The sequence below is a fragment of the Cellulosimicrobium cellulans genome, from assembly GCF_006539945.1.
GTDB lineage: Bacteria > Actinomycetota > Actinomycetes > Actinomycetales > Cellulomonadaceae > Cellulosimicrobium > Cellulosimicrobium cellulans.
Map to the genome: position 1 here is coordinate 217,597 of NZ_BJNZ01000002.1, position 25,356 is coordinate 242,952.

26 protein-coding genes are annotated in these 25,356 nt (G+C 72.8%); 12 read left to right on the top strand and 14 right to left on the bottom strand.

The features are described 5' to 3' along the window. The first annotated feature begins 83 nt into the window (after positions 1–83). On the top strand, positions 84–356 hold the full coding sequence (locus CCE02nite_RS02535; RefSeq protein WP_141387871.1) for a metal-sensitive transcriptional regulator: 273 nt from the start codon (positions 84–86) through the stop codon (positions 354–356). An 87-nt stretch (positions 357–443) separates the two neighbouring features. On the opposite strand, the gene CCE02nite_RS02540 is transcribed toward CCE02nite_RS02535, so the two are convergent. The 6 genes from CCE02nite_RS02540 to CCE02nite_RS02565 form a co-directional block, all read right to left on the bottom strand. Continuing rightward, positions 444–2,573 (bottom strand): ABC transporter ATP-binding protein, encoded by a 2,130-nt coding sequence (locus tag CCE02nite_RS02540; protein ID WP_141387873.1) that lies wholly within the window; start codon positions 2,571–2,573, stop codon positions 444–446. Beyond that, positions 2,570–4,303, bottom strand: coding sequence for an ABC transporter ATP-binding protein (locus tag CCE02nite_RS02545; RefSeq protein ID WP_141387875.1), 1,734 nt, complete (start codon positions 4,301–4,303; stop codon positions 2,570–2,572). Before CCE02nite_RS02545 ends, CCE02nite_RS02540 begins: the two co-directional genes overlap by 4 nt. A gap of 124 nt (positions 4,304–4,427) precedes the next feature. Beyond that, entirely contained in the window at positions 4,428–5,228 is an 801-nt protein-coding gene (locus CCE02nite_RS20700; protein WP_218027008.1) for a TetR/AcrR family transcriptional regulator, read from the bottom strand. A gap of 172 nt (positions 5,229–5,400) precedes the next feature. After that, on the bottom strand, positions 5,401–6,726 hold the full coding sequence (locus tag CCE02nite_RS02555) for an SPFH domain-containing protein (RefSeq protein ID WP_141387877.1): 1,326 nt from the start codon (positions 6,724–6,726) through the stop codon (positions 5,401–5,403). Positions 6,727–6,790: 64 nt separating this feature from the next. Next, complete coding sequence (locus CCE02nite_RS02560; protein WP_308463674.1) at positions 6,791–7,261, bottom strand: NfeD family protein; 471 nt, start codon at positions 7,259–7,261, stop codon at positions 6,791–6,793. Positions 7,262–7,340: 79 nt separating this feature from the next. Continuing rightward, entirely contained in the window at positions 7,341–8,129 is a 789-nt protein-coding gene (locus CCE02nite_RS02565; protein WP_141387879.1) for an ABC transporter ATP-binding protein, read from the bottom strand. Between the two features lie 27 nt (positions 8,130–8,156). Between CCE02nite_RS02565 and CCE02nite_RS02570 the strand changes: the two genes are divergently transcribed. Then, positions 8,157–8,993: an Rv1486c family protein gene (locus CCE02nite_RS02570; protein ID WP_141387881.1), complete on the top strand. Its 837-nt coding sequence runs from the start codon at positions 8,157–8,159 to the stop codon at positions 8,991–8,993. A 78-nt stretch (positions 8,994–9,071) separates the two neighbouring features. On the opposite strand, the gene CCE02nite_RS02575 is transcribed toward CCE02nite_RS02570, so the two are convergent. From CCE02nite_RS02575 to glgA, 4 genes are all read right to left on the bottom strand, one after another. Beyond that, positions 9,072–9,971 carry a hypothetical protein gene (locus CCE02nite_RS02575; RefSeq protein ID WP_141387883.1) on the bottom strand — a complete coding sequence of 300 codons (900 nt, stop codon included), beginning with the start codon at positions 9,969–9,971 and terminating at the stop codon, positions 9,072–9,074. Continuing rightward, positions 9,968–10,534, bottom strand: a complete 567-nt coding sequence (locus CCE02nite_RS02580) for a DUF6318 family protein (RefSeq protein WP_141387885.1) — start codon at positions 10,532–10,534, stop codon at positions 9,968–9,970. Before CCE02nite_RS02580 ends, CCE02nite_RS02575 begins: the two co-directional genes overlap by 4 nt. 193 nt (positions 10,535–10,727) lie before the next feature. After that, positions 10,728–11,210, bottom strand: coding sequence for an SRPBCC domain-containing protein (locus CCE02nite_RS02585; RefSeq protein WP_141387887.1), 483 nt, complete (start codon positions 11,208–11,210; stop codon positions 10,728–10,730). After that, positions 11,207–12,418 (bottom strand): glycogen synthase, encoded by a 1,212-nt coding sequence (gene glgA, locus CCE02nite_RS02590; protein ID WP_141387889.1) that lies wholly within the window; start codon positions 12,416–12,418, stop codon positions 11,207–11,209. Before glgA ends, CCE02nite_RS02585 begins: the two co-directional genes overlap by 4 nt. A 172-nt stretch (positions 12,419–12,590) precedes the next feature. Here glgA and glgC point away from each other — a divergent pair, with 172 nt between their 5' ends. Beyond that, positions 12,591–13,832: a glucose-1-phosphate adenylyltransferase gene (gene glgC, locus CCE02nite_RS02595; protein ID WP_141387891.1), complete on the top strand. Its 1,242-nt coding sequence runs from the start codon at positions 12,591–12,593 to the stop codon at positions 13,830–13,832. A 116-nt stretch (positions 13,833–13,948) separates the two neighbouring features. After that, positions 13,949–14,617: a phosphoserine phosphatase SerB gene (serB, locus tag CCE02nite_RS02600; RefSeq protein WP_255318599.1), complete on the top strand. Its 669-nt coding sequence runs from the start codon at positions 13,949–13,951 to the stop codon at positions 14,615–14,617. Positions 14,618–14,692: 75 nt separating this feature from the next. On the opposite strand, the gene CCE02nite_RS02605 is transcribed toward serB, so the two are convergent. The 3 genes from CCE02nite_RS02605 to fabG form a co-directional block, all read right to left on the bottom strand. Further along, on the bottom strand, positions 14,693–15,229 hold the full coding sequence (locus CCE02nite_RS02605) for a SixA phosphatase family protein (RefSeq protein WP_141387893.1): 537 nt from the start codon (positions 15,227–15,229) through the stop codon (positions 14,693–14,695). 14 nt (positions 15,230–15,243) lie between these two features. Further along, positions 15,244–16,011 carry an enoyl-ACP reductase FabI gene (gene fabI, locus CCE02nite_RS02610; protein WP_141387895.1) on the bottom strand — a complete coding sequence of 256 codons (768 nt, stop codon included), beginning with the start codon at positions 16,009–16,011 and terminating at the stop codon, positions 15,244–15,246. A 129-nt stretch (positions 16,012–16,140) separates the two neighbouring features. Further along, positions 16,141–16,866: a 3-oxoacyl-ACP reductase FabG gene (gene fabG, locus CCE02nite_RS02615; RefSeq protein ID WP_170227190.1), complete on the bottom strand. Its 726-nt coding sequence runs from the start codon at positions 16,864–16,866 to the stop codon at positions 16,141–16,143. Positions 16,867–17,075: 209 nt separating this feature from the next. On the opposite strand from fabG, the gene CCE02nite_RS02620 reads away from it, so the two are divergent. The 7 genes from CCE02nite_RS02620 (at position 17,076) to CCE02nite_RS02650 (ending at position 22,523) form a co-directional block, all read left to right on the top strand. After that, on the top strand, positions 17,076–17,444 hold the full coding sequence (locus tag CCE02nite_RS02620) for a DUF3099 domain-containing protein (RefSeq protein WP_141387897.1): 369 nt from the start codon (positions 17,076–17,078) through the stop codon (positions 17,442–17,444). Further along, positions 17,441–17,689, top strand: coding sequence for a hypothetical protein (locus CCE02nite_RS02625; RefSeq protein WP_141387899.1), 249 nt, complete (start codon positions 17,441–17,443; stop codon positions 17,687–17,689). Before CCE02nite_RS02620 ends, CCE02nite_RS02625 begins: the two co-directional genes overlap by 4 nt. Next, on the top strand, positions 17,686–18,714 hold the full coding sequence (locus CCE02nite_RS02630; RefSeq protein WP_141387901.1) for an SURF1 family cytochrome oxidase biogenesis protein: 1,029 nt from the start codon (positions 17,686–17,688) through the stop codon (positions 18,712–18,714). Before CCE02nite_RS02625 ends, CCE02nite_RS02630 begins: the two co-directional genes overlap by 4 nt. A gap of 116 nt (positions 18,715–18,830) precedes the next feature. Continuing rightward, on the top strand, positions 18,831–19,766 hold the full coding sequence (locus CCE02nite_RS02635; RefSeq protein ID WP_141387903.1) for an ABC transporter ATP-binding protein: 936 nt from the start codon (positions 18,831–18,833) through the stop codon (positions 19,764–19,766). Beyond that, on the top strand, positions 19,766–20,530 hold the full coding sequence (locus CCE02nite_RS02640; RefSeq protein ID WP_141387905.1) for an ABC transporter permease: 765 nt from the start codon (positions 19,766–19,768) through the stop codon (positions 20,528–20,530). Before CCE02nite_RS02635 ends, CCE02nite_RS02640 begins: the two co-directional genes overlap by 1 nt. A gap of 32 nt (positions 20,531–20,562) precedes the next feature. Next, on the top strand, positions 20,563–21,894 hold the full coding sequence (locus CCE02nite_RS02645; RefSeq protein WP_141387907.1) for a sensor histidine kinase: 1,332 nt from the start codon (positions 20,563–20,565) through the stop codon (positions 21,892–21,894). 8 nt (positions 21,895–21,902) lie between these two features. Beyond that, complete coding sequence (locus tag CCE02nite_RS02650; protein WP_141387909.1) at positions 21,903–22,523, top strand: response regulator; 621 nt, start codon at positions 21,903–21,905, stop codon at positions 22,521–22,523. Between the two features lie 48 nt (positions 22,524–22,571). On the opposite strand, the gene CCE02nite_RS02655 is transcribed toward CCE02nite_RS02650, so the two are convergent. After that, positions 22,572–24,170 (bottom strand): ABC-F family ATP-binding cassette domain-containing protein, encoded by a 1,599-nt coding sequence (locus tag CCE02nite_RS02655; RefSeq protein ID WP_141387911.1) that lies wholly within the window; start codon positions 24,168–24,170, stop codon positions 22,572–22,574. A gap of 258 nt (positions 24,171–24,428) precedes the next feature. Between CCE02nite_RS02655 and ypfJ the strand changes: the two genes are divergently transcribed. After that, positions 24,429–25,331, top strand: a complete 903-nt coding sequence (ypfJ, locus tag CCE02nite_RS02660) for a KPN_02809 family neutral zinc metallopeptidase (protein ID WP_141387913.1) — start codon at positions 24,429–24,431, stop codon at positions 25,329–25,331. Positions 25,332–25,356: the final 25 nt, after the last annotated feature.

The window sequence follows — 25,356 nt, forward strand, 5'->3', positions numbered from 1 at the left end:
GACCCCGTCGGCCCGACCCGGACGCAGGCCGTCCAGCAGCACGCTCGCTGCCACCCTTCCGAGACGAATGCAGGAGAACACCCGTGGAGCTCGACCGCACCGACATGGACAAGGTCGTCAACCGGCTCAAGCGCGCCCAGGGCCAGCTCGCGGCCGTCGTGCGCATGCTCGATGAAGGGCGGGACTGCGAGGACATCGTCACGCAGCTCTCTGCCGTGTCGCGCGCGCTCGACCGCGCGGGCTTCGCGATCATCGCGTCCGGCATGCGCCAGTGCCTCACCGAGCCGGCCGAGGACGGCGAGGACCCGACGCTCGACGTGGCGAAGCTCGAGAAGCTGTTCCTCTCGCTCGCCTGAGCGCCGGTCCCCCCTCGTCCCACGCAGAGGCCCCCGTCGGTCCACCCTCAGGTGGACCGACGGGGGCCGAGCCGTGCCGGCGGCCCGTCAGCCGCCCGCGGGCCGCCCTGCCGGCGCCGCAGCGGCGTCCACCGGGTCCTCCGCCTCTGCGCCGACCGGCGCCGCGAACTGGCTCTCGTACAGCCGCGCGTACGCGCCGCCCGCCGCGAGCAGCTCGTCGTGCGAGCCCTGCTCGACGATCGACCCCTGCTCCATAACGAGGATCGTGTCCGCGTCGCGGATCGTCGACAGGCGGTGCGCGATGACGAACGACGTGCGCCCCTCGCGCAGCGCGTTCATCGCCTGCTGGACCAGGACCTCGGTGCGCGTGTCGACCGAGCTCGTCGCCTCGTCGAGCACGAGGATCGCCGGGTCGGCGAGGAACGCGCGCGCGATCGTGAGGAGCTGCTTCTCCCCCGCGCTCACGCTCGAGCCCTCGTCGTCGATCACCGTCGCGTACCCGTCGGGCAGCGTGCGCACGAACGGGTCGACGTGCGTCGCGCGCGTCGCGGCGAGGAACTCCTCCTCACCCACGTCGCGCCCGTCGCGCACGCCGTAGCGCAGGTTCTCCTCGATCGTGCCCTTGAAGAGCCACGTGTCCTGGAGGACCATCCCGATGTCGGAGCGCAGGTCGTCGCGCGTCATGTCGCGCGTGTCCACGCCGTCGAGCGTGATCCGGCCGGAGTCGACGTCGTAGAACCGCATGAGCAGGTTGACGAGCGTGGTCTTGCCCGCGCCCGTCGGCCCGACGATCGCGATCGTCTGGCCCGGCTCGACCACGAGGTCGAGGTGCTCGATGAGCGGCGTGTCGGGGCTGTAGGAGAACGACACGTCGTCGAACGCGACGCGGCCGCGCACCGGGTCGACCCTCGTCGCGGGCGACGGGTCAGCGGTCTGCTCCTCGGCGTCGAGCAGGTCGTAGACCCGCTCGGCCGACGCGACGCCCGACTGGAGCAGGTTCATCATCGACGCGATCTGCGTGATGGGCTGCGTGAACTGGCGCGAGTACTGGATGAACGCCTGCACGTCGCCGAGCGTCATGGTGCCCGACGCGACGCGCAGCCCGCCGACCACCGCGACGATCACGTAGTTGAGGTTCGCGATGAACCCCATCGCCGGCTGGATGGTGCCGGAGATGAACTGTGCCTTGAAGCTCGCGTCGTACAGGTCGCCGTTCTCGCGCTCGAAGTCGTCGATCGCGGCCTGCTGGTGGCCGTAGACCTTGACCAGCGTGTGCCCCGTGTACATCTCCTCGATGTGGGCGTTGAGGCGCCCCGTGGCCGCCCACTGCTGGATGAACTGCGGCTGCGAGCGCTTGGCGATCTGGGCCGTGATGATCACGGACAGCGGCACCGTCACGAGCGCGACCACCGCGAGCAGCGGCGAGATCCAGAACATCACGCCGAGCACGCCGACCACCGTGAGCACCGACGTCACGAGCTGCGAGAGCGTCTGCGTGAGCGTCTGGGAGATGTTGTCGATGTCGTTCGTCACGCGCGAGAGGATCTCGCCGCGCGGGTTGCGGTCGAAGTACGACAGCGGGAGGCGCCCGAGCTTGGCCTGCACCTCGCCGCGCAGCCGGTAGACCGTGCGCTGCACGACGATCGCGGTGATGCGCCCCTGGAGCCACCCGAACAGGAACGAGCCGACGTAGACCGCGAGCACCCACGCCAGCACGGTCGCGAGCGCCGTGAAGTCGATGCCCTCGCCGGGGACGAGGCCGGGGACGCCCGAGACGAGGTCCGCGATCTGGTCCTGCCCTTGGGCGCGCAGCGCGTCGACGGCCTGGGCCTGCGTCACGCCTGCCGGGAGCTGGGAGCCGACGACGCCCGCGAAGATGACGTTCGTCGCGTTGCCGAGGAGCTTGGGGCCCGCGACGGCGAGCGCCACGGACACCACTCCGAGGATCACGACGGCGACGATCGGCAAGCGCTCGGGCCGCAGCGACGCGGCGAACCGGCGCAGCGAGCCCTTGAAGTCGAGCGCCTTCTCGCCCGGCACGCCCATGCCGCCCATGGGGCCGTGCCCGCCGCCACCGCGGGGACGTCCGGCGAGCCGGGTCCCGGCGACGTCGCCGCCCTTCGCGGTGGGCTTGTCGGAGCCCGGCGCGGCATCGGGTGCGGGGGTGTCCCTGCCCGACGGCGCGGGTGTGCGCGAGGCGTCCTGCTCGCCGCTCATGCTGCCTCCTCGATCGAGAGCTGGGAGTAGACGATCTCCTGGTACGTCTCGTTGGACTCGAGGAGCTCGGTGTGCGTGCCGCGGCCGACGATGCGGCCGTGGTCGAGCACGAGAATCTGGTCGGCGCCCCGGATCGTCGCGACGCGCTGCGCCACGACGATGACGGTCGAGCGCCGCGTGCGAGGCGCGAGCGCCGCGCGCAGGCGGGCGTCCGTCGCGTAGTCGAGCGCGGAGAACGAGTCGTCGAACAGGTAGACCGCGGGGTCGCGCACGATCGCCCGGGCGATCGCGAGCCGCTGGCGCTGGCCGCCGGAGAAGTTCGTCCCGCCCTGCGCGACGGGCGCGTCGAGCCCGCCGTCGAGCGCCTCGACGAAGTCGCGCGCCTGGGCGACGTCGAGCGCCTCCCACATCTGCTCCTCCGTCGCGTCGGGCCGCCCGTAGCGGAGGTTGTCCGCGACGGTCCCCGAGAACAGGTACGCCTTCTGCGGCACGAGGCCCAGGAGCGAACCGAGGTCCGCGCCCGTGAGGTCGCGCACGTCGGTCCCGTCGATCCGCACGGAGCCGCCCGTGACGTCGAACAGCCGCGGCACGAGGTTGAGCAGCGTCGTCTTGCCGGAGCCGGTCGAGCCGATGATCGCCGTCGTCTGCCCGGGCTCGGCCACGAACGACACGTCGTGGAGCACCGGGTCCTCGGCGCCCGGGTAGCGGAACTCCACGCCGTCGAGCTCGACGCGCCCGGTGCGCGAGGCGAGGGCCACGGGGCGCTCGGGCTCGACGACCGTGGCGGTCGTGCGCAGGACGTCCGTGATGCGCTCGGCGGAGACCGCCGCGCGCGGCACCATCATGAACATCATCGTCGACATCATCACGGCCATGAGGATGTACATGAGGTAGGACAGGAACGCGGTGAGCGCGCCGACCTCCATGTCGCCGGCATCGATCTGACGACCGCCGAACCACAGCACCGCGATGCTCGACGCGTTCATGACGAGCATGACCGTCGGGAACATGAGCGCCATGAGCTTGCCCGCCTTGAGCGAGACGTCGAACAGCGCGTCGTTCGCGACGTCGAACCGCTCGGCCTCGCGACGCTCGCGCACGAACGCCCGGATCACGCGGATGCCCGTGATCTGCTCGCGCAGGACGGCGTTGATGCCGTCGATCTTCTTCTGCATCTGCCGGAAGTACGGCACCATCCGCCAGATGATGAGCCCGACGCTCACGCCGAGCACGGGCACGATGACGAGCAGGAGGGCGGAGAGCTCGACGTTCTCCTGGAGCGCCATCACCACGCCGCCGACCAGCATGATCGGCGCCATGACCATGATGGTCAGCGACAGCAGCACGAGCATCTGCACCTGCTGCACGTCGTTCGTGGTGCGCGTGATGAGGGACGGCGCACCGAACTGGCCCATCTCCTGGGCGGAGAAGCGCTGCACGTTGGTGAACAGCCCGGCGCGGACGTCGCGGCCGAACGACATCGCGACCCGCGCGCCGAAGTAGACGGCCGCGACCGCGCACACGACCTGCCCGAGGCTCACGAGGAGCATGAGCCCGCCCGTGCGCATGATGTAGGCGGTGTCGCCCTGCGTGACGCCCTGGTCGATGATGTCGGCGTTGAGGCTCGGCAGGTACAGCGACGCGAGCGTCGCGAGGAGCTGGAGCACGAGGAGGATGAGGATCGGTGTCAGGTAGGGACGCAACCGCGTCCGCAAGAGGCTGACGAGCATGGGGTTCCTGTCCGGGTGGGGGCTACGGGACGGGCGGTCGGGCCGGGGACGCGCGAGGTACGTCGGGGCTCGATCCGGGGACGGAGCCGGGCGAGGGCTGCCGCGGGGCGTGGTGGCGGGCCCGTCAGGGCGAGGGGTCGGTGGCGACGTCCGCTCCGATGCCGCCCAGGATCAGGTCGGCGAGCTGCACGGCGTCGAGCCTGTCACCGCCCGAGAGGTGCGGCAAGGCGTTTCCGAAGACGAGGGAGAAGACGGCGCGCGCCGCGAGCCCGGCCTCCACGCGGAGCTCCGCGTGGTGGGCCGCGAGCTTGCGCTCGATCGCGCCGACGATCTCGCGCGCGGAGCGCTCGCGCGCGTCGAATCCCGTCCGGCGAGCGTCGGCGCTCTCCCCGGCCCGCATCCGGCGCACGGCCTCGACGCGGTCGGCGGTCCTGCGGTCGGGCACCGCGTCTCCGCGCGAGCCGGCGGCGCGCCCTGCGGAGTGTCGGTGCGGGTCGAGCACCTGGTGCGCGGCGGCGAAGATCCGCATGCCGACGCGCTGCGCCTCGAGCAGGAACTCGACGATGCTCACCACGAGCGGGCGCAGGCCGTCGTCGTCCGGGAGCAGGTCGATCGCCGCGACCGCGGGCGCCGGGTCGAGCGAGCGCACGACGGCGGCGTGCAGGATCTCGTCCTTGTCCGCGAACGCGCGGAACAACGTGCCTTCCGCGACGCCCGCGGCGTCGGCGATCTGGCGCGTCGTCACGGCGGCACCGTGCTCGACGAGCAGGGGGATCGTCGCGGCGGCGATCGCGTCGCGCCGTTCCTCACGGGACAGCGGACGGGCGCGCGTGCGCTCGGGGGCAGGCTCGCCGGGCGCTGCCTCGGAGGGGACGTGGGGCGTCGCCTCGGGTGGCGCGTCGGACGGGAGGGAGACCGGTGTCACGATCTCGACGCTAACTGAGTGAGCACTCACTCTCAACCTCGTCCGCTCATGGCGAACCGGGCGCGGCGGGGCGCGGCAGCGGCCGGGCCGACGAGTCCTGGGCCCTGGCGCACGACGGAGCCCCCGCACCCGGAGGGGTGCGGGGGCTCCGCGCGGACGTCGGGGCGCGTCGTCAGTGGCGCGGCGGGAACGACGGCGGTCCGCCCACGGGCGGCTCGTCGGCGGGCGGCTCGTCCGTCGCCGGAGCGTCCTCCACGATCGGCTGCGGCGGCGGCGCGTACTGCGACGGTCCGCCCAGCGGGCGCGGCGACGCGGCGCCCGGCTCCGGCGGTCCGGCGCGGTGCTCGCCGGAACCGCCCGGGTGCTGGCCACGCTCGGTCTGCGGGTCGAACGGCAGACCGGAGCGCGTCCCCGCGCTCGTGGCGTCCGCCGTGGCCGCCTCGGCCTGACGGCGCGCCTCGGCCAGCGCCTCCGACGGGTCGGTGAGCGACGGCACGCCGAACTTCACGCGGTCGCGCTCGCGCTCGCGGCGCGCCTCGGCGCTCGCCTCGGCCGCCTCCGCGTCCTGGGCGGGCGTCGCGCCCGGCACTCCCCCGCCGTCGATCCCCGGCACACCGCCGAAGCCCTTGGCGATGGACCCGAGCGCGGCGGTGAACTCCGTCGGCACGACCCACAGCTTGCTGGCGCTCCCGTTCGCGATCTGCGGGAGCATCTGGAGGTACTGGTACGCGAGCAGCTTCGGGTCGGCGTCGCCCTCGTGGATGGCGTCGAACACCTGGAGGATCGCGCGCGCCTCGCCCTCCGCCGTGAGGATCTTCGACTGCGCGTCACCCTCGGCCCGGAGGATCGCCGCCTGCTTCTCACCCTCCGCCGTGAGGATCTGCGACTGCTTGACGCCCTCGGCGGTGAGGATGGCCGCGCGACGGTCACGCTCGGCGCGCATCTGCTGCTCCATCGAGCCCTGCACGCTGGGCGGCGGGTCGATCGACTTGAGCTCGACGCGGTTGACACGGATGCCCCAGCGACCGGTCGCCTCGTCGAGGACGCCGCGGAGCTGGCCGTTGATCTGGTCACGGCTCGTGAGCGTCTGCTCGAGGTCCATCGAGCCGATGACGTTGCGCAGCGTCGTGACGGTGAGCTGCTCGATCGCGGTGATGTAGTTCGCGATCTCGTAGACCGCCGACTTGGGCTCCGTGACCTGGAAGTAGATCACCGTGTCGATGCTGACCACGAGGTTGTCCGACGTGATCACGGGCTGCGGCGGGAACGACACGACCTGCTCGCGCAGGTCGACCGAGGCGCGCACGCGGTCGATGAACGGCACCAGCAGGTGCAGGCCCGGCTCGAGCGTGCGCGAGTAGCGGCCCAGGCGCTCGACGATGATCGCGACCGCCTGCGGCACGATGCGCACCGCCTTGACGAGCGCGACGATCACGAAGATCAGGATCAGCGCGAGGACGATGTACGCGAGGATCGTTCCGGGACTGGGGTCGTTCATCGACTACCTCCTGGTCGTCGGCGCGACCGGTCGCCCGGCGGCGCGTGCGGGTCGTGCCGGTCGGTCACGACCCGGTCGGGTGCTGCGCGGGCAGCGGCGCGACGACGGCCGTCGCGCCGTCGATCCGCACGACGCGTACCTCCGTCCCCACGGGGATCTGGGGGGCGTCGGGCTCGGTCCGCGCAGTCCAGACCTCGCCGACGAGCTTCACGCGACCGCCGAACTCGCTCACGCGGTCGACGGCGAGCGCCGTCCGGCCGACGTGGGCGGCGACGTTCGTCTCCGTGAGCGGGACCCGCGAGCGCAGGTGCCGGAGCAGCCACGGCCGCAGCGTGAGCAGCAGGATGACGCTCACGACCGCGAACGTGACGATCTGGAGCCAGAGCGGCCCGCCGGCCGCGTTCACGCCCGCCGCGGCGAGCGAGCCGCCGGCCAGCATGATGAGCACGAGGTCGAGCGAGATGATCTCCACGAGACCGAGGAGCAACGCCGCTCCGACCCACCACAGCCAGTCCATCTCGACCCCCGTTCCCACGTGCGCGCTTTACGTGTACTTTACCGAATTTCCGCCCGCAGTGCACGCATCCCCGCGCACCTCGTCGAGGACGGGTGCTTCACACCCGCGCGGCGCGCGCCATCCAGCGCCCGCCACCGTGCGCGACGAGGAGCGGCATGCCGAACGCGTCGCTGAGGTTCTCGGCCGTGAGGACCTCCTCGACCGGGCCGGCGCTGTGCACCGCCCCGTCCTTGAGGAGGAGCAGGTGCGTGAACCCCGGCGGGATCTCCTCGACGTGGTGCGTGACGAGCACGAGCACGGGCGACGCCGGGTCGCCCGCGAGCTCGGACAGCGCGCCGACCAGCTCCTCGCGCCCGCCGAGGTCCAGCCCCGCGGCCGGCTCGTCGAGGAGCAGGAGCTCCGGGTCCGTCATGAGGGACCGCGCGATCTGGGTGCGCTTGCGCTCGCCCTCGGAGAGCGTGCCGAACAGGCGGTCCGCCAGGTGGTCGACGCCGAACGCGGCGAGCAGGTCGCTCGCACGCTCCGCGTCGAACTCCTCGTACTCCTCGCGCCAGCGGCCCGTGACGCCGTACGCGGCCGTCAGGACGACGTCCCGCACCGTCTCGTCGCCCGGGATCTGCTCCGCGAGCGCCGCGGACGCGAGCCCGATGCGCGGCCGGAGCTCGAAGACGTCCACACGGCCCAGGCGCTCGCCCAGGATGTCGGCGGTGCCCGCCGTGGGGTGCATCCGCGCGGACGCGACCTGCAGGAGCGTCGTCTTGCCGGCGCCGTTGCGGCCCAGCACGACCCACCGCTCGCCCTCGTTCACCTGCCAGTCGACCGCGTCGAGGATGGTCTTGGGGTGACGTCGGACGGTGACGCCCTTCAGGTCGAGAACCGCGCTCATGGTCACCGACCCTATAGGTTGGCCGTCGTGGTCTCACACTCGTCCGAGGGTCCGCAGGACGCCTCCGGTCCCGGTTCTGGACCCGGCTCTGCCTCCAGCGCGGGCGCCCTCCCCCGCAGCGCCCTCCTCGCCCTCTGGCTACGTGCGGCGCGCCTCGGCGACGACGACGGTCTAGCCCGTCTGCTCCGCGCGGTGCAGCGCGACGACGAGCCGCACGTCGTGTCCGGGGCGCTGGGCGACCTCCGCCTGGAGGACCTGGCCGGCGCCTGGGCCGGCGACGCACGCGAGGTCGTCGCGCTGGCCCCGGTCCCCGGCGACGTCACCGGCGTCCCGCCGGAGGCCGCGGCGCGCGCGACCGATGCCGGCGAGTGCGTCGTCGTCACCACGTCCTCCGGGTCGTGGGCGCTCGTGCCCGAGGTCACGGAGTTCGGCAGCGACCTCGAGCCGGGTCACCTCGTCACCTGGCACGTGACCTCCGTCGGTCCGTGGAGCACGCGCGTCCTCGGGACCCTCGGCACGCTCGCCGAGGCCGAGCGCGACCTGCGCACCGCCCTGCTCCTCGCGACCCGCGCCCTCGACGAGCTCGACGTCGCGCGCTGGCGCGACGACGCCGCCGGCGCCATCGCCGACCTGCGCGCGGGCGGCGCCCCGACCTGGCAGCTCCCCGCGACCGTGCCACCGCGCGCAGTCCAGGTGCTGACCCAGGCAGTACGCCTGCGCGCCATCGTCGACCTCGCCACCGCCGACGACGGCGGGTCCGTCAACCTCTGGCAAGCCGACCAGCGGTCCACCGCCCTGCGCGAGGTCGACCGCGCCTCCCGCCACGCCGTCGGCGCCGCCACCCTCTGGATCGCCGCCTCCTGACCGCCCGTACCGACGTCACCCTGGGTCGTCGACCGGTACCGCGTCGATGCTGGTGCTGGCTGCGACCGAACGGGCGTGTCAGTCGGGGAGGTCGTCGGTGACGAGGCGCGAGCGGGCCTCGTAGACGCGCAGCGGGCTGGCGGTGCTGGTGGTCGTCGCGGTGCCGGTGACGTCGGTCCAGTTGGGGGTGCCGGTGATGCGGAACTGCCCGGACCATGTCGTCGTGAGGGTGATGTTCACCTGGTCGGCGGGCTGGTCGTAGGTGTGCGCGACGGTGTGGTGGGGATAGGCCGCGCCGGGGTCGGTCGTGATGAGCGGGGTGGTGCCGTCGCCATAGTCCCAGGTGAACGAGCGCGGGGTGGCGCGGATCTGGACCGCGATGCCCAGCAGGGTGGTGTCCAACACCTGCTCGCCAGGTTCGGTGTACGTGATGGTCGGGACGTTGACCAGGGTCCACCCGTCGGGCGGCTGCACGACGATCGGCGCCGGCGCGATCGTCAAGGTGCGAAACGCGGCCTCAGCCTGCGCGGCGAGGTCCGCAGCCCCGATACAGGCACCATCGTCGACGAACTCCCAGCCCGAGACCGCGGTGCGTGACCCGTTGGGGCCGTTGGTCCACGTCTGACGGAACAACGGGTCCATCGCGAACTCGTCCTCCGCGCAGGCCTGGGTGTGGTCGACCGGTGTCTGCCCGCCCGGGCACACCTGCACCAGCCCGGGAAACGTCGTGGCGGTGTCCCCGTCGAAGCACCGGAACGCCGGCCCCCGCCGAAACGCCTCCGACGCCGGACCACCACCCTCAGCAGCCGCAGGAACGTACTCCGCACCACCTTGAGGCGCATTCTTTCCGTGAATGAATGCGGCGTCGTTCTGGAAGTGTGAATTGAGCTCGGTGTCTTCGCTGCCTGCGTGCGCCACAAGTGACGCGCTCGTCAGCAGTCCGGTGAGCGCGACACCGACGAGGAGTCGGAGTTTCATTCGGCGCTCGTCACGGCCAGGACGAGCCAATCTCCGGTCGCTACCGACACGTCGATCTGCAATCGACCCGCGCCACCGTTGTCTTCAGAAACAACCGAACCGTCGGACGCGATCCGTCGATGCGGACTCTGCTGAAAGTCGAAGAGTATGGCATAGCCGTTGGCAAAATCGTCGAAATCCACGTCTGGATTGGCGACGGTGATCTCTGCACCCTCATATTTGTCGCCAGCTGCCGCGATGGACTCGGCATCCGCCCGAACGTTCGCGCAGAACTCGCACGTCTCCGACCACGTCATCGCATCCCACTCCGCGATGTCGCCCGTCGCGAGTACGTAGCCATACAACGAGAGGAAGTACTCCGCCGCCGCGGCTGCACCCTCCGCGTCGTCACGCTCCATCGCCGCGGGACGTTCCGGCTTCACCGGGCCGGTCTCGGTCGGCGAGGGCTCGGGCGTCTCCGACGGCGACGGCACGACCGGCTCCTCGACCGACGGCGACGGACCGGGGTCGCCACCACCGGTGCACCCGGCGGCCAGCCACCCCACCGCGACGACGGCACCCACGGCGAGCGACCGCCGTCGGGTACGGGACAGCACACGAGAACGACGCACGAGACCCCCTGCAGATCGATGCGAACCACCGCACACCACGTCCATGAGGCGTGGCGGGCTGCCCAGCAACCTAGCGAAAACCACGCGACGGGCGAAACCCTCACGTCCCGCTTTGTGGACAACCTGTCGTCCGCCCCGCGGCGACTCAGGAGCGCGAGGTCACGTACGTGTCGAGGTGCGCGAGCGACGACGCCAGGCCGGCGGCGTGGTCTTCCGGCGAGATGCCCGACGGCACGCCCGTGGCGCGAACGGTGACACGCGCCCCGTCCGCGGCGGGCTCGACGGTCCACGTCATCGTCATGGTGCCGGCGAAGGCCGGGTCGTCGGACGGGAAGTCGACCTCCTGCACGACGCTCCGGCAAGGTACGAGGTCGACGATCGCGACGTCCACGACGTCGGTCCCCTCGCCCGTCTTGCCCGGCTCGGCGTGCGGGTCGTCGTAGGTGAGCACCATGCGGTAGCTCCCGCCGGGCCGCAGGTCGAACCGCTCGAAGCGGCCGGTCATGCCCTCGGGAGGGAGCCACGCGACGAGCGCGTCCTGGTCGACGAGGGCCTGGTAGACGTCGCGGGGCGCCGCGGCGACGCGGCGTGACGCCTCGTCGACCCGGCCGGAACCCGCGGCGGTCACGACTCCCCCAGCACCGTGCGGTAGACCTCGAGCGTGCGCTCACCGATCGCGTCCCACGCGAAGTGGTCCTCGACCCGCTGCCGCGCGGCGCGGCCCATCGCGGCGGCGCGCTCGGGGTCGCTCACGACCTGGGTCAGGGCGGCCGCGAGGTCCGCGACGAACCGGTCGGGGTCGAGGGGGGTGCCCGTGCCGTCGTCCGCCTGGTCGATGGGCACGAGGAGGCCGGTGACGCCGTCGTCCACGACCTCGGGGATGCCGCCCGTGGCGGTCCCGACGACGGGCAGACCGACGGCCATGGCCTCGAGGTTGACGATGCCGAGCGGCTCGTACACCGACGGGCACACGAACACCGTGGACGCGGCGAGCACGGCGACGAGCTCGGCACGCGGGAGCATCTGCTCGATCCAGACGACGCCGCTGCGCTCCTTCTGCAGCTCGGCGACGGCGCCGCTCACCTCGGCGGCGATCTCCGGCGTGTCGGGGGCGCCCGCGCACAGGACGAGCTGGACGTCCTCGGGCAGCGAGCGCGCGGCGCGCAGCAGGTAGGGCAGACCCTTCTGCCGCGTGATCCGGCCGACGAACACGACGGCGGGGCGGTCGGGGTCGATGCCGAGGTCGCGCACGACCCGCCCCGCGACGTCGGTCTGCGTCCCCGGCTCGGGGCGCCGCCAGCCGTCGAGGTCGATGCCGTTGTGCACCACGTGGACCTTCGCGGGGTCGACCTGCGGGTAGACCCGCAGGATGTCGTCGCGCATCCCCCCGGACACCGCGACGATCCCGGCCGCGCCCTCGTACGCGGTGCGCTCGGCCCAGGACGACAGCGCGTACCCGCCGCCGAGCTGCTCGGCCTTCCACGGGCGCAGCGGCTCGAGCGAGTGCGCGGACAGCACGTGCGGGACGCCGTGCAGCAGCCCGGCCAGGTGGCCTCCGAGGTTCGCGTACCAGGTGTGGGAGTGCACGAGGTCGGCGCCCGCGACGTCGTCGGCCATCTGGAGGTCGACGCCGAACGTGCCGAGCGCGGCGTTGGCCCCCGAGAGGACGCCCGGGACCGAGTAGCCGCTCACACCGTCCTCGCCGCGCGGCCCGTCGAAGCAGCGCACGCGCACGTCGACGTGGCGGCGCAGGACCGCGGACAGCTCGGCGACGTGCACGCCGGCACCGCCGTAGACGTGCGGCGGGTACTCACGGGTCAGCAGGTCCACTCTCACGCGCCACACCGTAGCCGAGTCGCCCGCCGCGGTCCCGCGATGACCGCCGGCGGGCCTGTTCCCGCCCCGCGCGAGAGCGCGCGCCGACGCCGCGAGCGAGCGCGAGGGCGCGCCGCGCCCAGGATGCGGCTCCCTGCTGCGTGGTGCCGCCCCGAGGGGCTACGGTCTGGGCATGGCCGCCGCACCACGAGTCCTCGCCATCGTCCTCGCCGGGGGCGAGGGCAAGCGCCTCATGCCGCTGACCGCCTCGCGGGCCAAGCCCGCGGTGCCGTTCGGAGGCATCTACCGACTGGTCGACTTCGCGCTGTCCAACCTCGTGAACTCGCACTACCTGCACATCATCGTGCTCACGCAGTACAAGTCGCACAGCCTCGACCGCCACATCACCAAGACCTGGCGCATGTCGTCGCTCCTCGGCAACTACGTGGCGCCCGTCCCCGCGCAGCAGCGCGTGGGCAAGCACTGGTACCTCGGCAGCGCCGACGCGATCTACCAGTGCCTCAACATCATCGACGACGAGCGGCCGGACATCGTCGTCGTGGTCGGCGCCGACCACGTGTACCGCATGGACTTCTCCCAGATGGTCGACGCGCACGTCGAGTCGGGCGCGCAGCTCACCGTCGCGGGCATCCGCCAGCCGATCTCCATGGCGGACCAGTTCGGCGTCATCGAGACCGACCCGAAGGACCCCACGAAGATCGCGGCGTTCCGCGAGAAGCCCAAGGACCCGGTCGGCCTCGCGGACTCGCCCGACGAGGTGCTCGCGTCGATGGGCAACTACGTCATCGACACGGACGCGCTCGTCGACGCCGTGACGTCCGACGCCGCGAACGCGGACTCGCGCCACGACATGGGCGGCGACATCGTGCCCGCGTTCGTCGAGAAGGGCACGGCGGCGGTCTACGACTTCATCCGCAACGACGTCCCGGGCTCGACGGACCGCGACCGCGACTACTGGCGCGACGTGGGGACGATCGACTCCTACTACGACGCGAACAAGGACCTCATCGCGGTCACCCCGGTCTTCAACCTCTACAACGAGGAGTGGCCGCTGCACACCGGCTACACGGGGCTGCCGCCCGCGAAGTTCGTGCACGCGGGCCGCGGTCGCCTCGGGCACGCCGCGGACTCCCTCGTCTCCCCCGGCGTGATCATCTCGGGCGCGACGGCGGTCGGATCGGTGCTCTCGCCCGGCACCTACCTGCACTCGTGGTCGTCGGTGTCGGACTCCGTGCTCATGGACGGGGTGCAGGTGCACCGCCACGCGCAGGTCCACCGCGCGATCATCGACAAGAACGTCGTCGTGGGCGAGCAGGCACGCATCGGCCTCGACCCCGAGCAGGACCGCGCCCGCGGGTTCACGGTCACCGAGTCCGGCATCACGGTCGTCCCCAAGGGGACGGTCGTCGAGTGACGCCCACCACCGCCGGCGTCGTGCCCGACGCCGTCCTCGTCGCGCTGCCCGTCGACGCACCCGCCGAGGTGCCCGGCCCGGGCACCGACGAGACCGACACCGCGAGGAGCCCCCGCGTGACCCCCGACCCCACGAGCGGCCCCGTCCGGCTCCTCGTCATGGACGTCGACTCGACGCTCATCGAGCAGGAGGTCATCGAGCTCCTCGCCGACCATGCGGGCACGCGTGCCGACGTCTCCGAGGTGACCGAGCGCGCGATGCGCGGTGAGATCGACTTCGCCGCCTCGCTGCGCGAGCGCGTCGCGACCCTCGCCGGCGTGCCCGTCGAGGCGTTCGCCGACGTCCGGTCCCGCGCGACGTTCACGCCCGGTGTGCGCGACCTCGTCGCCGAGGCGCACCGCCGCGGCTGGGAGGTCGCGCTGGTCTCGGGCGGCTTCGAGGAGATCGTCGCCGACCTCGCGGCCGAGCTCGGGATCACGCGCTTCCGCGCGAACCGGCTCGAGGTCGCCGACGGCCGGCTCACCGGTCGCACGACCGGACCGGTGGTGGACCGCGCCGCGAAGGAGCTCGCGCTGCGCGAGTTCGCGGACGAGCTCGGCCTGCCGATGAGCGCGACGATCGCCGTGGGCGACGGCGCGAACGACCTCGACATGATCGGCGCCGCGGGCATCGGCGTCGCGTTCGCCGCGAAGCCGGTCGTGCGGGCCCAGGCGCCCTACGGCGTCGACGGCCCGCGCATCGACGCCGTCCTCGACGTCGTCGACCGTGTGGACTCCGCCCGCTGAGGCGCGACCCGCACGCGAGAGAGCCCTGGTCCGCACGGACCAGGGCTCTCTCGCGTCACGACCGGGACGGGACCCTCAGGACGGGCGACCCACGTAGGTGAGCAGGGCCCCCCGGGGCACCCAGGAGTCCCAGGCCGTCGCCGACTCCAGGACGGAGTACGTCGCGGTCGGCACGCCGACGCGCACCTGGGCGAGCGCCCCGCCGTCGGACGACGGGTCGGCCAGGTGCGACGCCGTCGCCGCCATCGTGGGCTCGTGCCCGACGACGAGCAGCGTGCGCACGCGCGAGTCCGTCGAGCGGACGAGGTCCAGCACGTCGGTGACGTCGGCCGCGTAGAGGTCGTCGCTCACCACGACGTCGGGGTCCACGTCGCCCAGGTGCGCGGACAGGAGCTCCCACGTCTGGCGCGTGCGGAGCGCCGAGGAGCACAGCACGCGCTCGGGGACGAGCCCCGTCTCGCGCAGCGCGCCGCCGACGCGGACCGCCTGCCGCCGTCCGTTCAGGGCGAGGGGTCGCAGGACGTCGTCGATGCTCCCGCCGCCCGGCTCAGCCTTCGCGTGGCGCAGGAGGACGAGACGGCGCACGCCGCCGTCGGTGGTCTCCGCGCCCATGCGCTCCTCCTGAGTCACTGCCCCATGGCGTGCACGCCGCCGTCGACGTGCACGATCTCACCGGTCGTCGCCGGGAACCAGTCGGACAGGAGCGCGACGACCGCGCGCGCGGCGGGCTCCGCCGTCGTCTGGTCCCAGCCGAGGGGCGCCCGCTTGGGCCAGCCGTCCTCCATCTGCTCGAAGCCGGGGATTGACTTGGCGGCCGTCGTGCGGATCGGGCCCGCGGAGACGAGGTTGGCGCGGATGCCGTCCGGGCCGAGGTCGCGTGCGAGGTAACGGTTCGCGGACTCGAGGCCGGCCTTCGCGACGCCCATCCAGTCGTAGACGGGCCAGGCGAACTGCGCGTCGAACGTGAGGCCCACCACAGCGCCACCGTTCGTCATGAGCGGCTTGGCGGCGACCGCGAGCGACTTGTAGGAGAACGTCGAGACCTGGAGCGCGGTGGCCACGTCCTCCCAGGTGCCGGAGAGGAAGTTGCCGCCCATGACGCTCTGCGGCGCGAAGCCGATCGAGTGCACGACGCCGTCGAGGCGGTCCGTGTGCTCACGGACGGCGTCGGCCAGGCCGGCGAGGTCGTCGTCGTTCGTCACGTCGAGCTGGACGACGGGCGCCTCGACGGGCAGGCGCTTGGAGAAGGCCTGCGTGAGCTTCATCTGGCGGCCGAACGAGGAGAGCACGACCTCGGCCCCCTCCTCCTGCGCGAGACGCGCCGCGTGGAACGCGATCGAGGAGTCGGTGAGCACTCCGGTGATCAGGAGCTTCTTGCCGTCGAGCAGACCCATCGGTTTCCTTCCGTCGTGCACCCGCCGTGCGGGCGCGCTGAGGCTGAGCGTACTGAAAGAGAGGGGGCGCGGGCGCGCCGGTGACTGCCGCCGTGACCGGTCCCACGGGCGGGGACGGTCACGGTCGGGTCAGTGGCCCATGCCGAGGCCACCGTCCACGGGGATGACGGCCCCCGAGACGTACGCGGCGTCGTCGGACGCGAGGAACTGCACGACCCCGGCGACCTCCTCGGCCTGCGCGAAGCGCCCGGCGGGGATCGCGGCCTTGTACGCGGCCTGGCGCTCCTCGGGCAGCTCGGCGGTCATCGCGGTGTCGATGAACCCGGGCGCCACGACGTTCGCCGTGATGTTGCGCGACCCGAGCTCGCGCGTGATCGAGCGCGCCATGCCGACGAGCGCGGCCTTGGAGGACGCGTAGTTGACCTGCCCCGCGCCGCCGTAGAGGCCGATCACGGACGACACGAGCACGATGCGGCCGCGGCGCAGGCGGATCATGCCCTTGCTCACGCGGCGCACGCAGCGGAACGTGCCGGTGAGGTTGACGTCGATCACGGACTCGAAGTCCTCGTCGGTCATGCGCAGCAGGAGCTGGTCGTGCGTGACGCCCGCGTTCGCGACGAGCACCTCGACCGGCCCGAGCTCCTTCTCGATCTCGGTGAACGCAGCATCCACAGCCGCGGTGTCGGTGATGTCCGCCACGGCGCCGAAGACGCCCTCGGGCAGCTCGCCGCCCCGGTAGACGGTCGCGACGCGGTCGCCGTTCGCCACGAACCGCTCGGCGATCGCGCGGCCGATCCCCCGGTTCGCGCCGGTGACGACGACGGTGCGCGGGGCGGGTGCGGTGGCTTCGGACACGGTGCGGCTCCTCGGGACGGTCGGGTCGGTCGGCGGCCGGGGACGGGTCCCGCACGGCCGGTGCCAAATGGGCCCGTGCGGGCTCGGGAGAGAGCCGCGCGAACGCGCCGCACCGACCGTACCGTGCGCGGGCCCCGCCGTGCGCGGTGCGCCGAGGTCACACCGCTCCCCCACACTTTGTGGGGTCCCGACAAACGTAGACTGGACGGGTGAGCACACGACGCACGGCCCGGAGGTCGGCCGAGGCGGTCCCGAGCATCACGTCAGCCCCGGAGCCGCTGGCCGCCGACCAGTCACGCCGCGAGCGCAAGTACCTCATCCAGATGGGCATCCGCATCGTGTGCTTCGTGGCCGCGATCCTCGTCGCGCCGAGCTGGCTGACCTGGGTGTTCGCCGCTGCGGCGATCGTCCTGCCGTACAGCGCGGTGCTCATCGCCAACGCCGGCCGCGACCAGGCCCACTACGACACCTCGCCGATGGAGCACCGCGCGCTGCCTGCCGCCGGAGTGCCGGGATCCCACGGGATCGCCGGCGGAGAGTCGCCCGACCCGCAGGACCACGAGGAGGACCACCGGTGACCGACGTCCTGGGCCTCGCCGACCCCGTCGGCGAGGAGGATCTGGTGTGCAGCGCCAAGGGCTGCCGAGAGGCGGCCGTCTGGGGCCTGCTGTGGAACAACCCCAAGATCCACACGCCCGAGCGGCGCAAGGTCTGGCTCGCGTGCGACACGCACCGCGAGCACCTGGAGACGTTCCTCGGCGCCCGCTCGTTCTGGCGCTCGACCGTGCCCGTCGACGAGCTCGAGCGCCGGGCGGCCCCGTGACGCAGGCCGCACCGTCGAGCCCGGCGCCGGGCGCCCCAGCGGGCCCGACGCCGGAGCGCGCCACCGCGGACGCCCACCAGCCGCGCACGCCGCGGCAGTGGGTCACCCTCGCGGTCGGGGTCCTCGTCCTCGTCGCGCTGTGCCTCGTGGCGGGACGCTGGCAGTGGAACCGGTACGTCGCGCGCGAGGCGGAGATCGAGCGCATCGAGACGAACTACGCGTCCGAGCCGGTGCCGGTCGACGCCGTCCTGGACGGTCCCGGTGCCACGCTGGACGAGGCCGACCTCTGGCGCCCCGTGACGCTCGTCGGCCGCTACGAGACCGACGCGACCGTGCTCCTGCGCAACCGCCCCGTGGGCGGCAGCCCCGGGTTCCACGTGCTCGTCCCGTTCGTGACGAACCCGACGCCGTCCGCGCCCGACGGTCTCGTCGTGGTCGTCGACCGCGGGTTCGTGCCGCTGGGCACGGACGCCGTCACGCCGGGAGACGTCCCGCCGCCCCCGGAGGGCGAGGTCGAGGCGACCGTGACGCTGCGGGGCGACGAGCCGCCGTCGGGCCGCGACGCTCCCGACGGGCAGGTCCAGGCGATCGCGACCGACCAGGTGCTCGCCGCCGCGCCCGACGGTGCCGCCTGGGCCGAGGGCCGGACGGTCGGCGCCTACGGGCAGCTCCGCACGGAGGTGCCGCCGGCGGACGAGACGCTCGAGGCCCTGCCCAAGCCCGACACCGACCCCGGGTCGCACCTGTCGTACGCGTTCCAGTGGGCGGTGTTCGCGATCGGCGCGGTCGCCGGCTTCTGGCTCCTGGTCCGCCGCGACCGGCGCGACGCGCGCGGCGAGGAGACCACGCTCACCGCCGGCGACCTGCTCGCTGCCCAGGACCCGGACGCCGCCCGGGCGCGTCGCGAGCCGCGGTCCCGCCGCCCGAGCGCCGAGGACGAGGAGGACGCGCTCATCGACGCCCAGCTCGGCACCGCGGACGCCTCCGGACGCGACCTGCAGCGCGAGCGCCCGCCGCTGAGGTAGCCGCGTCCGCGCGCCGCGAGGGCTGCGGGTCCACCGAACGGTGGAGGCGCGCGTCCACCTCGGCAGCGCCGCGACGGTCGATGTGGCCCGGTGACCGGCGACCGTAGCGTCGCCGCATGACCGCTCTGGAAGTGCGCAACCTGCACAAACGCTACGGGCACCGCGTCGCCGTCGACGACGTGTCCCTGACCGTCGAGGACGGCGAGATCTTCGGCATCATCGGGCCGAACGGCGCCGGGAAGACGACGACCGTGGAGTGCGTCGCCGGCCTGCGCACGCCCGACTCCGGGTCCGTCTCGGTGCTGGGTCTCGACCCGACCACGGACCGCGCCGAGGTGCGGGAGCGGCTGGGCGTGCAGCTGCAGGAGAGCAGCTTCCCCGACGCGATCACGGTCACCGAGGCGCTCGACCTCTACGGCTCCTTCTACCGGGACCCCGTCGACTGGCGCGAGCTCTTGGAGCTCCTCGACCTCTCCGAGAAGCGCGACACCCGGTACAAGGCGCTGTCCGGCGGGCAGAAGCAGCGGCTGTCGATCGCGCTCGCGCTCGTCGGAGGCCCGAAGGTCGCGATCCTCGACGAGCTCACGACGGGACTGGACCCGCAGGCGAGGCGCGACACCTGGAGCCTCGTCGAGCGCGTCCGGGACACGGGCGTCACGATCGTCCTCGTCACGCACTTCATGGACGAGGCCGAGCGCCTCTGCGACCGGATCGCCGTCGTCAGCGGTGGGCGGGTCGCGGCGGTGGACACGCCCGCGGGCCTGGTCGCGCAGGCGAACGCCGCGCAGCAGGTCCGGTTCCGCGTGAGCCAACCCCTGGACAGGAGCGTCCTGACCGGGCTTCCCGAGGTGACCGACGTCGAGAACACCGCGGACCGCTGGCGGGTCACGGGCCGCGGGCAGCTCCTGAGCAGCGTCGCCGGGGCTCTCGCCCGGGCGGACGTCGTGGCGGAGGACCTCCGCGTCGACCAGCGCACCCTCGACGACGCGTTCGTCGCCCTGACGGGGCGACCCCCGGGGTCCGCGGACGCCTCCGCGCGGAGGGCCGGCTGATGCCCGCGCTCCGGAAGCTGGTCCGGGTCGAGTCGAGGCTCTTCCTCCGGGACTCCACGACCGTCGTCTTCGGCGTGCTGTTCCCGACGGCGCTCCTGCTCGGCCTGGGCACCATACCGACGCTCAGGGAGCCGACGCCGGAGACCGGCGGCCTCCGGCCCATCGACGTCTGGGCGCCGACCGCGCTGGTGTTCGGGATGGTGATGATCGCGGTGCAGCACGTCCCGGCGGTGATCGCGACGTACCGGGAGCGCGGCATCCTGCGCCGGCTGTCGACCACCCCGGCGCACCCGCGGAGCGTCCTCCTCGCCCAGGTGGTCGTCGCGTTCGCCTCCGTGGTGGTCTCCGCGGCGCTCCTGGTCCTCGCCGCGTGGGTGGTGCTGGGCATCGCCCCACCGGAACGACCGCTGGAGTTCGTCGTCGCGTTCGTCGTCGGCTTCGCGGCGCTGCTCGGGCTCGGGCTGGTCTCCGCCGCGGTGGTCCGCACGAGCAGTGCGGCGAACCAGGTCGGCACCCTCCTGTTCGTCGCGCTGATGTTCTTCGGCGGGGCGTTCCTGCCCCGCGTCCTCATGCCCGACCTGCTGCGCGCGGTCGGCGACGTGGTCCCACCGGGGCTGCAGGCCCTGACCACGGCGTGGTCCGCCGAGGCGGGCTCGCTCACGGCCACGGCCGGTGGGCAGCCGTTCTGGCTGCAGATGGCCATAATGGCCGGCATCGCGCTGGTCGCGGGCGCGGTCGCCGCGAAGCTCTTCCGCTGGGACTAGGACCGGGAGCCGGACCGGAACAGGAGTCGACGATGCAGGACGCCGGGGCCGTCGAGCGCCCGACCTCCGGGGCGCGCGGACCCGCCGTCGCCGAGGGTGCGCCGTCCCCGGGCGCCACGACCCGGGCCTGGAAGGCGGACCAGCTCCGGGTCTGGGACCTCCTCCAGCTGTTCACCCCGTGGCTGCTCCTGACGGTCTCGACCGCGATCTACTTCGCGGGGGTGCTCCCGGCGTCCGGTGAGCGCTTCTGGCCCGAGGGCGCCTCGGTCCTCGGGCTGGTCGCGGTCTCGGCGCTGTGGGTCCTGTGCGGGCACACGCTTCCCCTGCGGAGGGGGACGCTGCGTCCCGTCCCGGCGGGCATCTACTTCGTCGGCCTGCTGGCGCTGTGCGTCACCCTCATGACCTACTCCGAGATCTTCCTGGTCTTCACCGTCGCGGGCTTCTTCCACGCGTACCTGCTCACGCCCTGGCCGCTCGGCGTGCTCGGCGTCCTCGTCACCTCCGTGGCCCTCAACGGCTCGGCGATGAGCGTGTGGGCCGACCCGACACCGGAGCTGCTCGCCGAGCTCGTGCTCGTCGTCGCCGTGCAGACGGCGGCGATCGGTGCGGGCATCCTGCTGGCAGCGCGCAGCGAGTCGGCGGAACGCAAGCGCGAGGAGCTGGTCGAGCGGCTCGAGGCCGCGCTGCACGAGAACGCCGGGCTCCATGCCCAGCTCGTCGTCCAGGCCCGGGAGTCCGGCGCCCAGGACGAGCGGCAACGACTGGCCCGCGAGATCCACGACACCCTGGCGCAAGGCCTGGCGGGCATCATCACGCAGCTCCAGGCCGCGGAACGTTCCGTGCACGCGCCGGGCGAGACCGACGCGCACGTCGCGCGGGCGCTCCGGCTCGCGCGCAGCAGCCTCGCGGAGGCCCGACGGTCCGTGCAGGCGCTCGGACCCCAGGAGCTCGGGCGCGCGCACCTCCCCGACGCGCTGCGCACCCTGACGGAGCGCTGGTCGCACGACCACGACGTCCGCGCTCACGTCGAGATCACCGGGGTCCGGGAACCGCTGAGCCCGGCGATCGAGGTCTCGCTCTTCCGGGTCGTGCAGGAGTCGCTGACCAACGTGGCGAAGCACGCGGAGGCCTCGCGCGTCGGGGTCACGCTGTCGTACGCGGGCGCCGAGGTGCTGCTGGACGTGCGGGATGATGGGCGCGGGTTCGCCGCAGGGGTCGGCACCGGCTTCGGCCTGACGAGCATGCGCCAGCGGATCAGAGGGGTCGGCGGTCACCTCGAGGTGCAGAGCGCGCCGGGCGAGGGAACCTCCGTGAGCGCTCGCGTCCCGGCGATCGCTCCCGGGGGAATGACGGAGAAGGAGTAGACCGGCCGATGCTTCGACTCGTGATCGTCGACGACCACCCGGTCGTGCGGGGAGGCCTGCGCGACACCTTCGCGGACGTCGAGGACATCGTCGTCGTCGGCGAGGCCGGCGACGGCGCCGAGGGGGTCGACCGTGCGCGGTCGCTCGCGGCGGACGTCGTGCTCATGGACCTGCGCATGCCCGGGACGGACGGCGTCGCGGCGACGGCGGCCCTGCGCGAGCAGGTCCCGGACGCCCGGGTGCTGGTCCTGACCACCTTCGACAGCGAGAGCGACGTCCTCCCGGCGATCGAGGCGGGCGCGATCGGCTACCTCCTGAAGGACGCGCTGCCCGACGACCTGATCCGGGCCGTCCGCGCCGCCGGGCGCGGGGAGTCGGTGCTCGCGCCGTCGGTGACCCAGCACCTGATGGGACAGGTGCGCAGGCCGGGCGCCGGCACGCTGACCGACCGGGAGAAGCAGGTGCTCCAGCTCGTGGCGAACGGCTGCTCGAACCGCGAGGCCGCCGCCGCGCTGTTCATCGGCGAGGCGAGCATCAAGACCCACCTGCAGCACGTCTACGACAAGCTCGGCGTCCGCGACCGCGCCTCGGCGGTGGCCGAGGGCTACCGGCGGCGTCTCCTCACCTGACGCCGCGCCACCCGTCGCGCGCGGGCACGGCGTTCTCCGAAGGGTGCCTCAGGCGAGCGAGACGAGCTCCGCGTACTCGTCGCTCCACAGGTCCTCGTCACCGTCGGGCAGCAGCAGGACGCGCTCGGGCTCGAGCGCCTCGACCGCGCCGTCGTCGTGCGTGACCATGACGACGGCGCCCTCGTACGTCTTGAGCGCCCCGAGGATCTCGGCGCGCGAAGCCGGGTCGAGGTTGTTCGTCGGCTCGTCGAGGAGCAGCACGTTCGCAGCCGAGACGACGAGCGTCGCGAGCGCGAGGCGCGTCTTCTCCCCGCCGGAGAGCACGTTCGTCGGCTTCTCCGCGTCGTCGCCCGAGAACAGGAACGACCCGAGCACGGAGCGCACCTGGGTGTCGGTGAGGTCGGGCGCGGCGTGGCGCAGGTTCTCGACGACCGTCGCGTCCATGTCGAGCGTGTCGTGCTCCTGGGCGTAGTAGCCGATCTTCAGGCCGTGCCCGGGGTGCACCTCTCCCGTGTCCGGCTCCTCCACGCCGCCGAGGATGCGCAGGAGCGTCGTCTTGCCCGCCCCGTTGAGGCCCAGGACGACGACGCGGCTCCCGCGGTCGATCGCGAGGTCGACGCCCGCGAAGACCTCCTGCGACCCGTACGCCTTGGACAGCCCGCTCGCGGTGAGCGGCGTGCGTCCGCACGGCGCGGGCTTGGGGAACCGCAGCTTGGCGACCTTGTCGCTCTGGCGCTCGCCCTCCAGCCCTGCGAGCATCTTCTCGGCGCGCCGCATCATCTGCTGCGCGGCGACGGCCTTGGTGGCCTTGGCCCGCATCTTCTCGCCCTGGGCGAGCAGCGCCCCGGCCTTCTTCTCCGCGTTCTGCCGCTCGCGACGGCGGCGGCGCTCGTCCGACTCGCGCTGCGCGAGGTACGCGTCCCAGCCGAGGTTGTACTGGTCGAGCTCGCCACGGTTCGCGTCCAGGTGGAAGACCTTGTTCACGGTGGCGCGCAGCAGCTCGACGTCGTGGGAGATCACGACGAACCCGCCGCTGTACGACTTGAGGTAGTCGCGCAGCCAGATGATCGAGTCCGCGTCGAGGTGGTTCGTCGGCTCGTCGAGGAGCAGCGTCTCGACCCCGGAGAACAGGATGCGCGCGAGCTCGATGCGGCGGCGCTGACCGCCGGACAGCGTGCTCAGCGGCTGGCCGAGGACCCGGTCGTCGAGGCCGAGGTTGCTCGTGATCCGGTGCGCCTCGCTCTCGGCGGCGTACCCGCCGGCGGCGAGGAAGCGCGCCTCGAGCTTCGGGTACCGCTCCATGGCAGCCTCGTGCGTCTCGACGTCGGCGCTCGCCATCGCGCCCTCGGTCTCACGCATCTGGCGCACGATCTTGTCGAGGCTGCGGGCCGAGAGCACCCGGTCCATCGCGATGACGTCGAGGTCGCCCGTGCGCGGGTCCTGCGGCAGGTAGCCGATGTCGTTGCCGCGCGTGATCTTCCCCGCCGTCGGCTGGGTCTCCCCCGCGAGCGTCTTGGTCAGGGTCGTCTTGCCGGCGCCGTTGCGCCCGACGAGACCGATCCGGTCGCCCGAGGCGATCTGGAAGGTCGCCTCGTGCAGCAGGACGCGGGCGCCGACGCGCAGCTCGACGCCGTGAGCGGTGATCACGGGAGGGTCCTCTCGGGTGGTGCGGGTGCCCGACGACGGCCCTCGCCGGACCGGTCGGCCGGCGGCTCGTCGTGGGGCCGGGGTGCGTGCGCCCCGGCGTCCGGGCCTCGTCGATTCTACGGGGGCCCGGCGTCGCGTCCCACCCCATTCCGCCGGGGCACGTGCGAGGCGGCTGCTCGAGACCGGGATCGCGCTCGCGCGGCGGTCGGACACCCCGGCCAGGACGCCTGGTGCACCGCCCGGCGGTAGCGTTGACCTGTGACTTTCCAGGAGGGTGGCTCGTTCGAGGGCGGGCGGGTCCGCAAGGGCGGCGGTCGGCGCGGCACGATGATCGCGGGCGGCGGGATCGGGGCCGTGCTCGTCGCGTTGCTCGTCGCGTTCCTCGGCAACCAGACGGGCGTGGACCTCAGCGCGCTCACGGGCGGCGACGGGTCCGACTCCGGCGCGTACGGCGAGGGCCAGCAGGAGTACATCGACACGTGCACCGCCGAGGAGGCGAACACGACGCGCGAGTGCCGCCTCAACGGCACGGTCCAGTCGCTCGACGCCTACTGGGCCGAGGCGCTCCCCCAGCAGGCAGGGGTCGAGTACGCGCAGCCCGAGGTCGTGAGCTTCACCGACCAGGTCTCGACGGGCTGCGGCGCCGCGACCAGCGCCGTCGGGCCGTTCTACTGCCCGCCCGACCAGACCGTCTACATCGACCTCGGCTTCTACGACGACCTGACGAACCGGTTCGGCGCCAACGACGGCGGCCTCGCGGAGATGTACGTCGTGGCGCACGAGTTCGGTCACCACATCGAGCAGCTCGTCGGCGCGATGGACGCGGCCGACCGCCAGGGCTCCGGCCCCGAGTCCGACTCCGTCCGCATCGAGCTCATGGCCGACTGCCTGGCCGGCATGTGGGCCAGCCACGCCGCGAGCACCGTCGACCCGGACACCGGCGTGACGTTCCTCGCGCCGATCACCGACCAGGAGCTGAACGACGCGCTGTCCGCCGCGTCCGCCGTCGGCGACGACCGCATCCAGGAGGCCGCGACCGGCCAGGTGAACCCCGAGGGCTGGACCCACGGCTCGAGCGAGCAGCGCCAGCGCTGGTTCACCATCGGCTACAACGGCGGCACGATCCAGGACTGCAACGCTCTCTCCGCCTCGTCGCTCTGACCGCTCCTGCCGATCTCGTGGGCCG

Excerpts from the sequence above, each read along its gene's own strand:
- CCE02nite_RS02540 (WP_141387873.1), bottom strand. The coding sequence starts at position 2,573 with ATGAGCGGCGAGCAGGACGCCTCGCGCACACCCGCGCCGTCGGGCAGG.
- CCE02nite_RS02545 (WP_141387875.1), bottom strand. The coding sequence starts at position 4,303 with ATGCTCGTCAGCCTCTTGCGGACGCGGTTGCGTCCCTACCTGACACCG.
- CCE02nite_RS02555 (WP_141387877.1), bottom strand. The coding sequence starts at position 6,726 with ATGAACGACCCCAGTCCCGGAACGATCCTCGCGTACATCGTCCTCGCG.
- CCE02nite_RS02565 (WP_141387879.1), bottom strand. The coding sequence starts at position 8,129 with ATGAGCGCGGTTCTCGACCTGAAGGGCGTCACCGTCCGACGTCACCCC.
- CCE02nite_RS02575 (WP_141387883.1), bottom strand. The coding sequence starts at position 9,971 with ATGAAACTCCGACTCCTCGTCGGTGTCGCGCTCACCGGACTGCTGACG.
- glgC (WP_141387891.1), top strand. The coding sequence starts at position 12,591 with ATGGCCGCCGCACCACGAGTCCTCGCCATCGTCCTCGCCGGGGGCGAG.
- CCE02nite_RS02605 (WP_141387893.1), bottom strand. The coding sequence starts at position 15,229 with ATGGGCGCGGAGACCACCGACGGCGGCGTGCGCCGTCTCGTCCTCCTG.
- fabI (WP_141387895.1), bottom strand. The coding sequence starts at position 16,011 with ATGGGTCTGCTCGACGGCAAGAAGCTCCTGATCACCGGAGTGCTCACC.
- CCE02nite_RS02635 (WP_141387903.1), top strand. The coding sequence starts at position 18,831 with ATGACCGCTCTGGAAGTGCGCAACCTGCACAAACGCTACGGGCACCGC.
- CCE02nite_RS02640 (WP_141387905.1), top strand. The coding sequence starts at position 19,766 with ATGCCCGCGCTCCGGAAGCTGGTCCGGGTCGAGTCGAGGCTCTTCCTC.
- CCE02nite_RS02645 (WP_141387907.1), top strand. The coding sequence starts at position 20,563 with ATGCAGGACGCCGGGGCCGTCGAGCGCCCGACCTCCGGGGCGCGCGGA.
- CCE02nite_RS02650 (WP_141387909.1), top strand. The coding sequence starts at position 21,903 with ATGCTTCGACTCGTGATCGTCGACGACCACCCGGTCGTGCGGGGAGGC.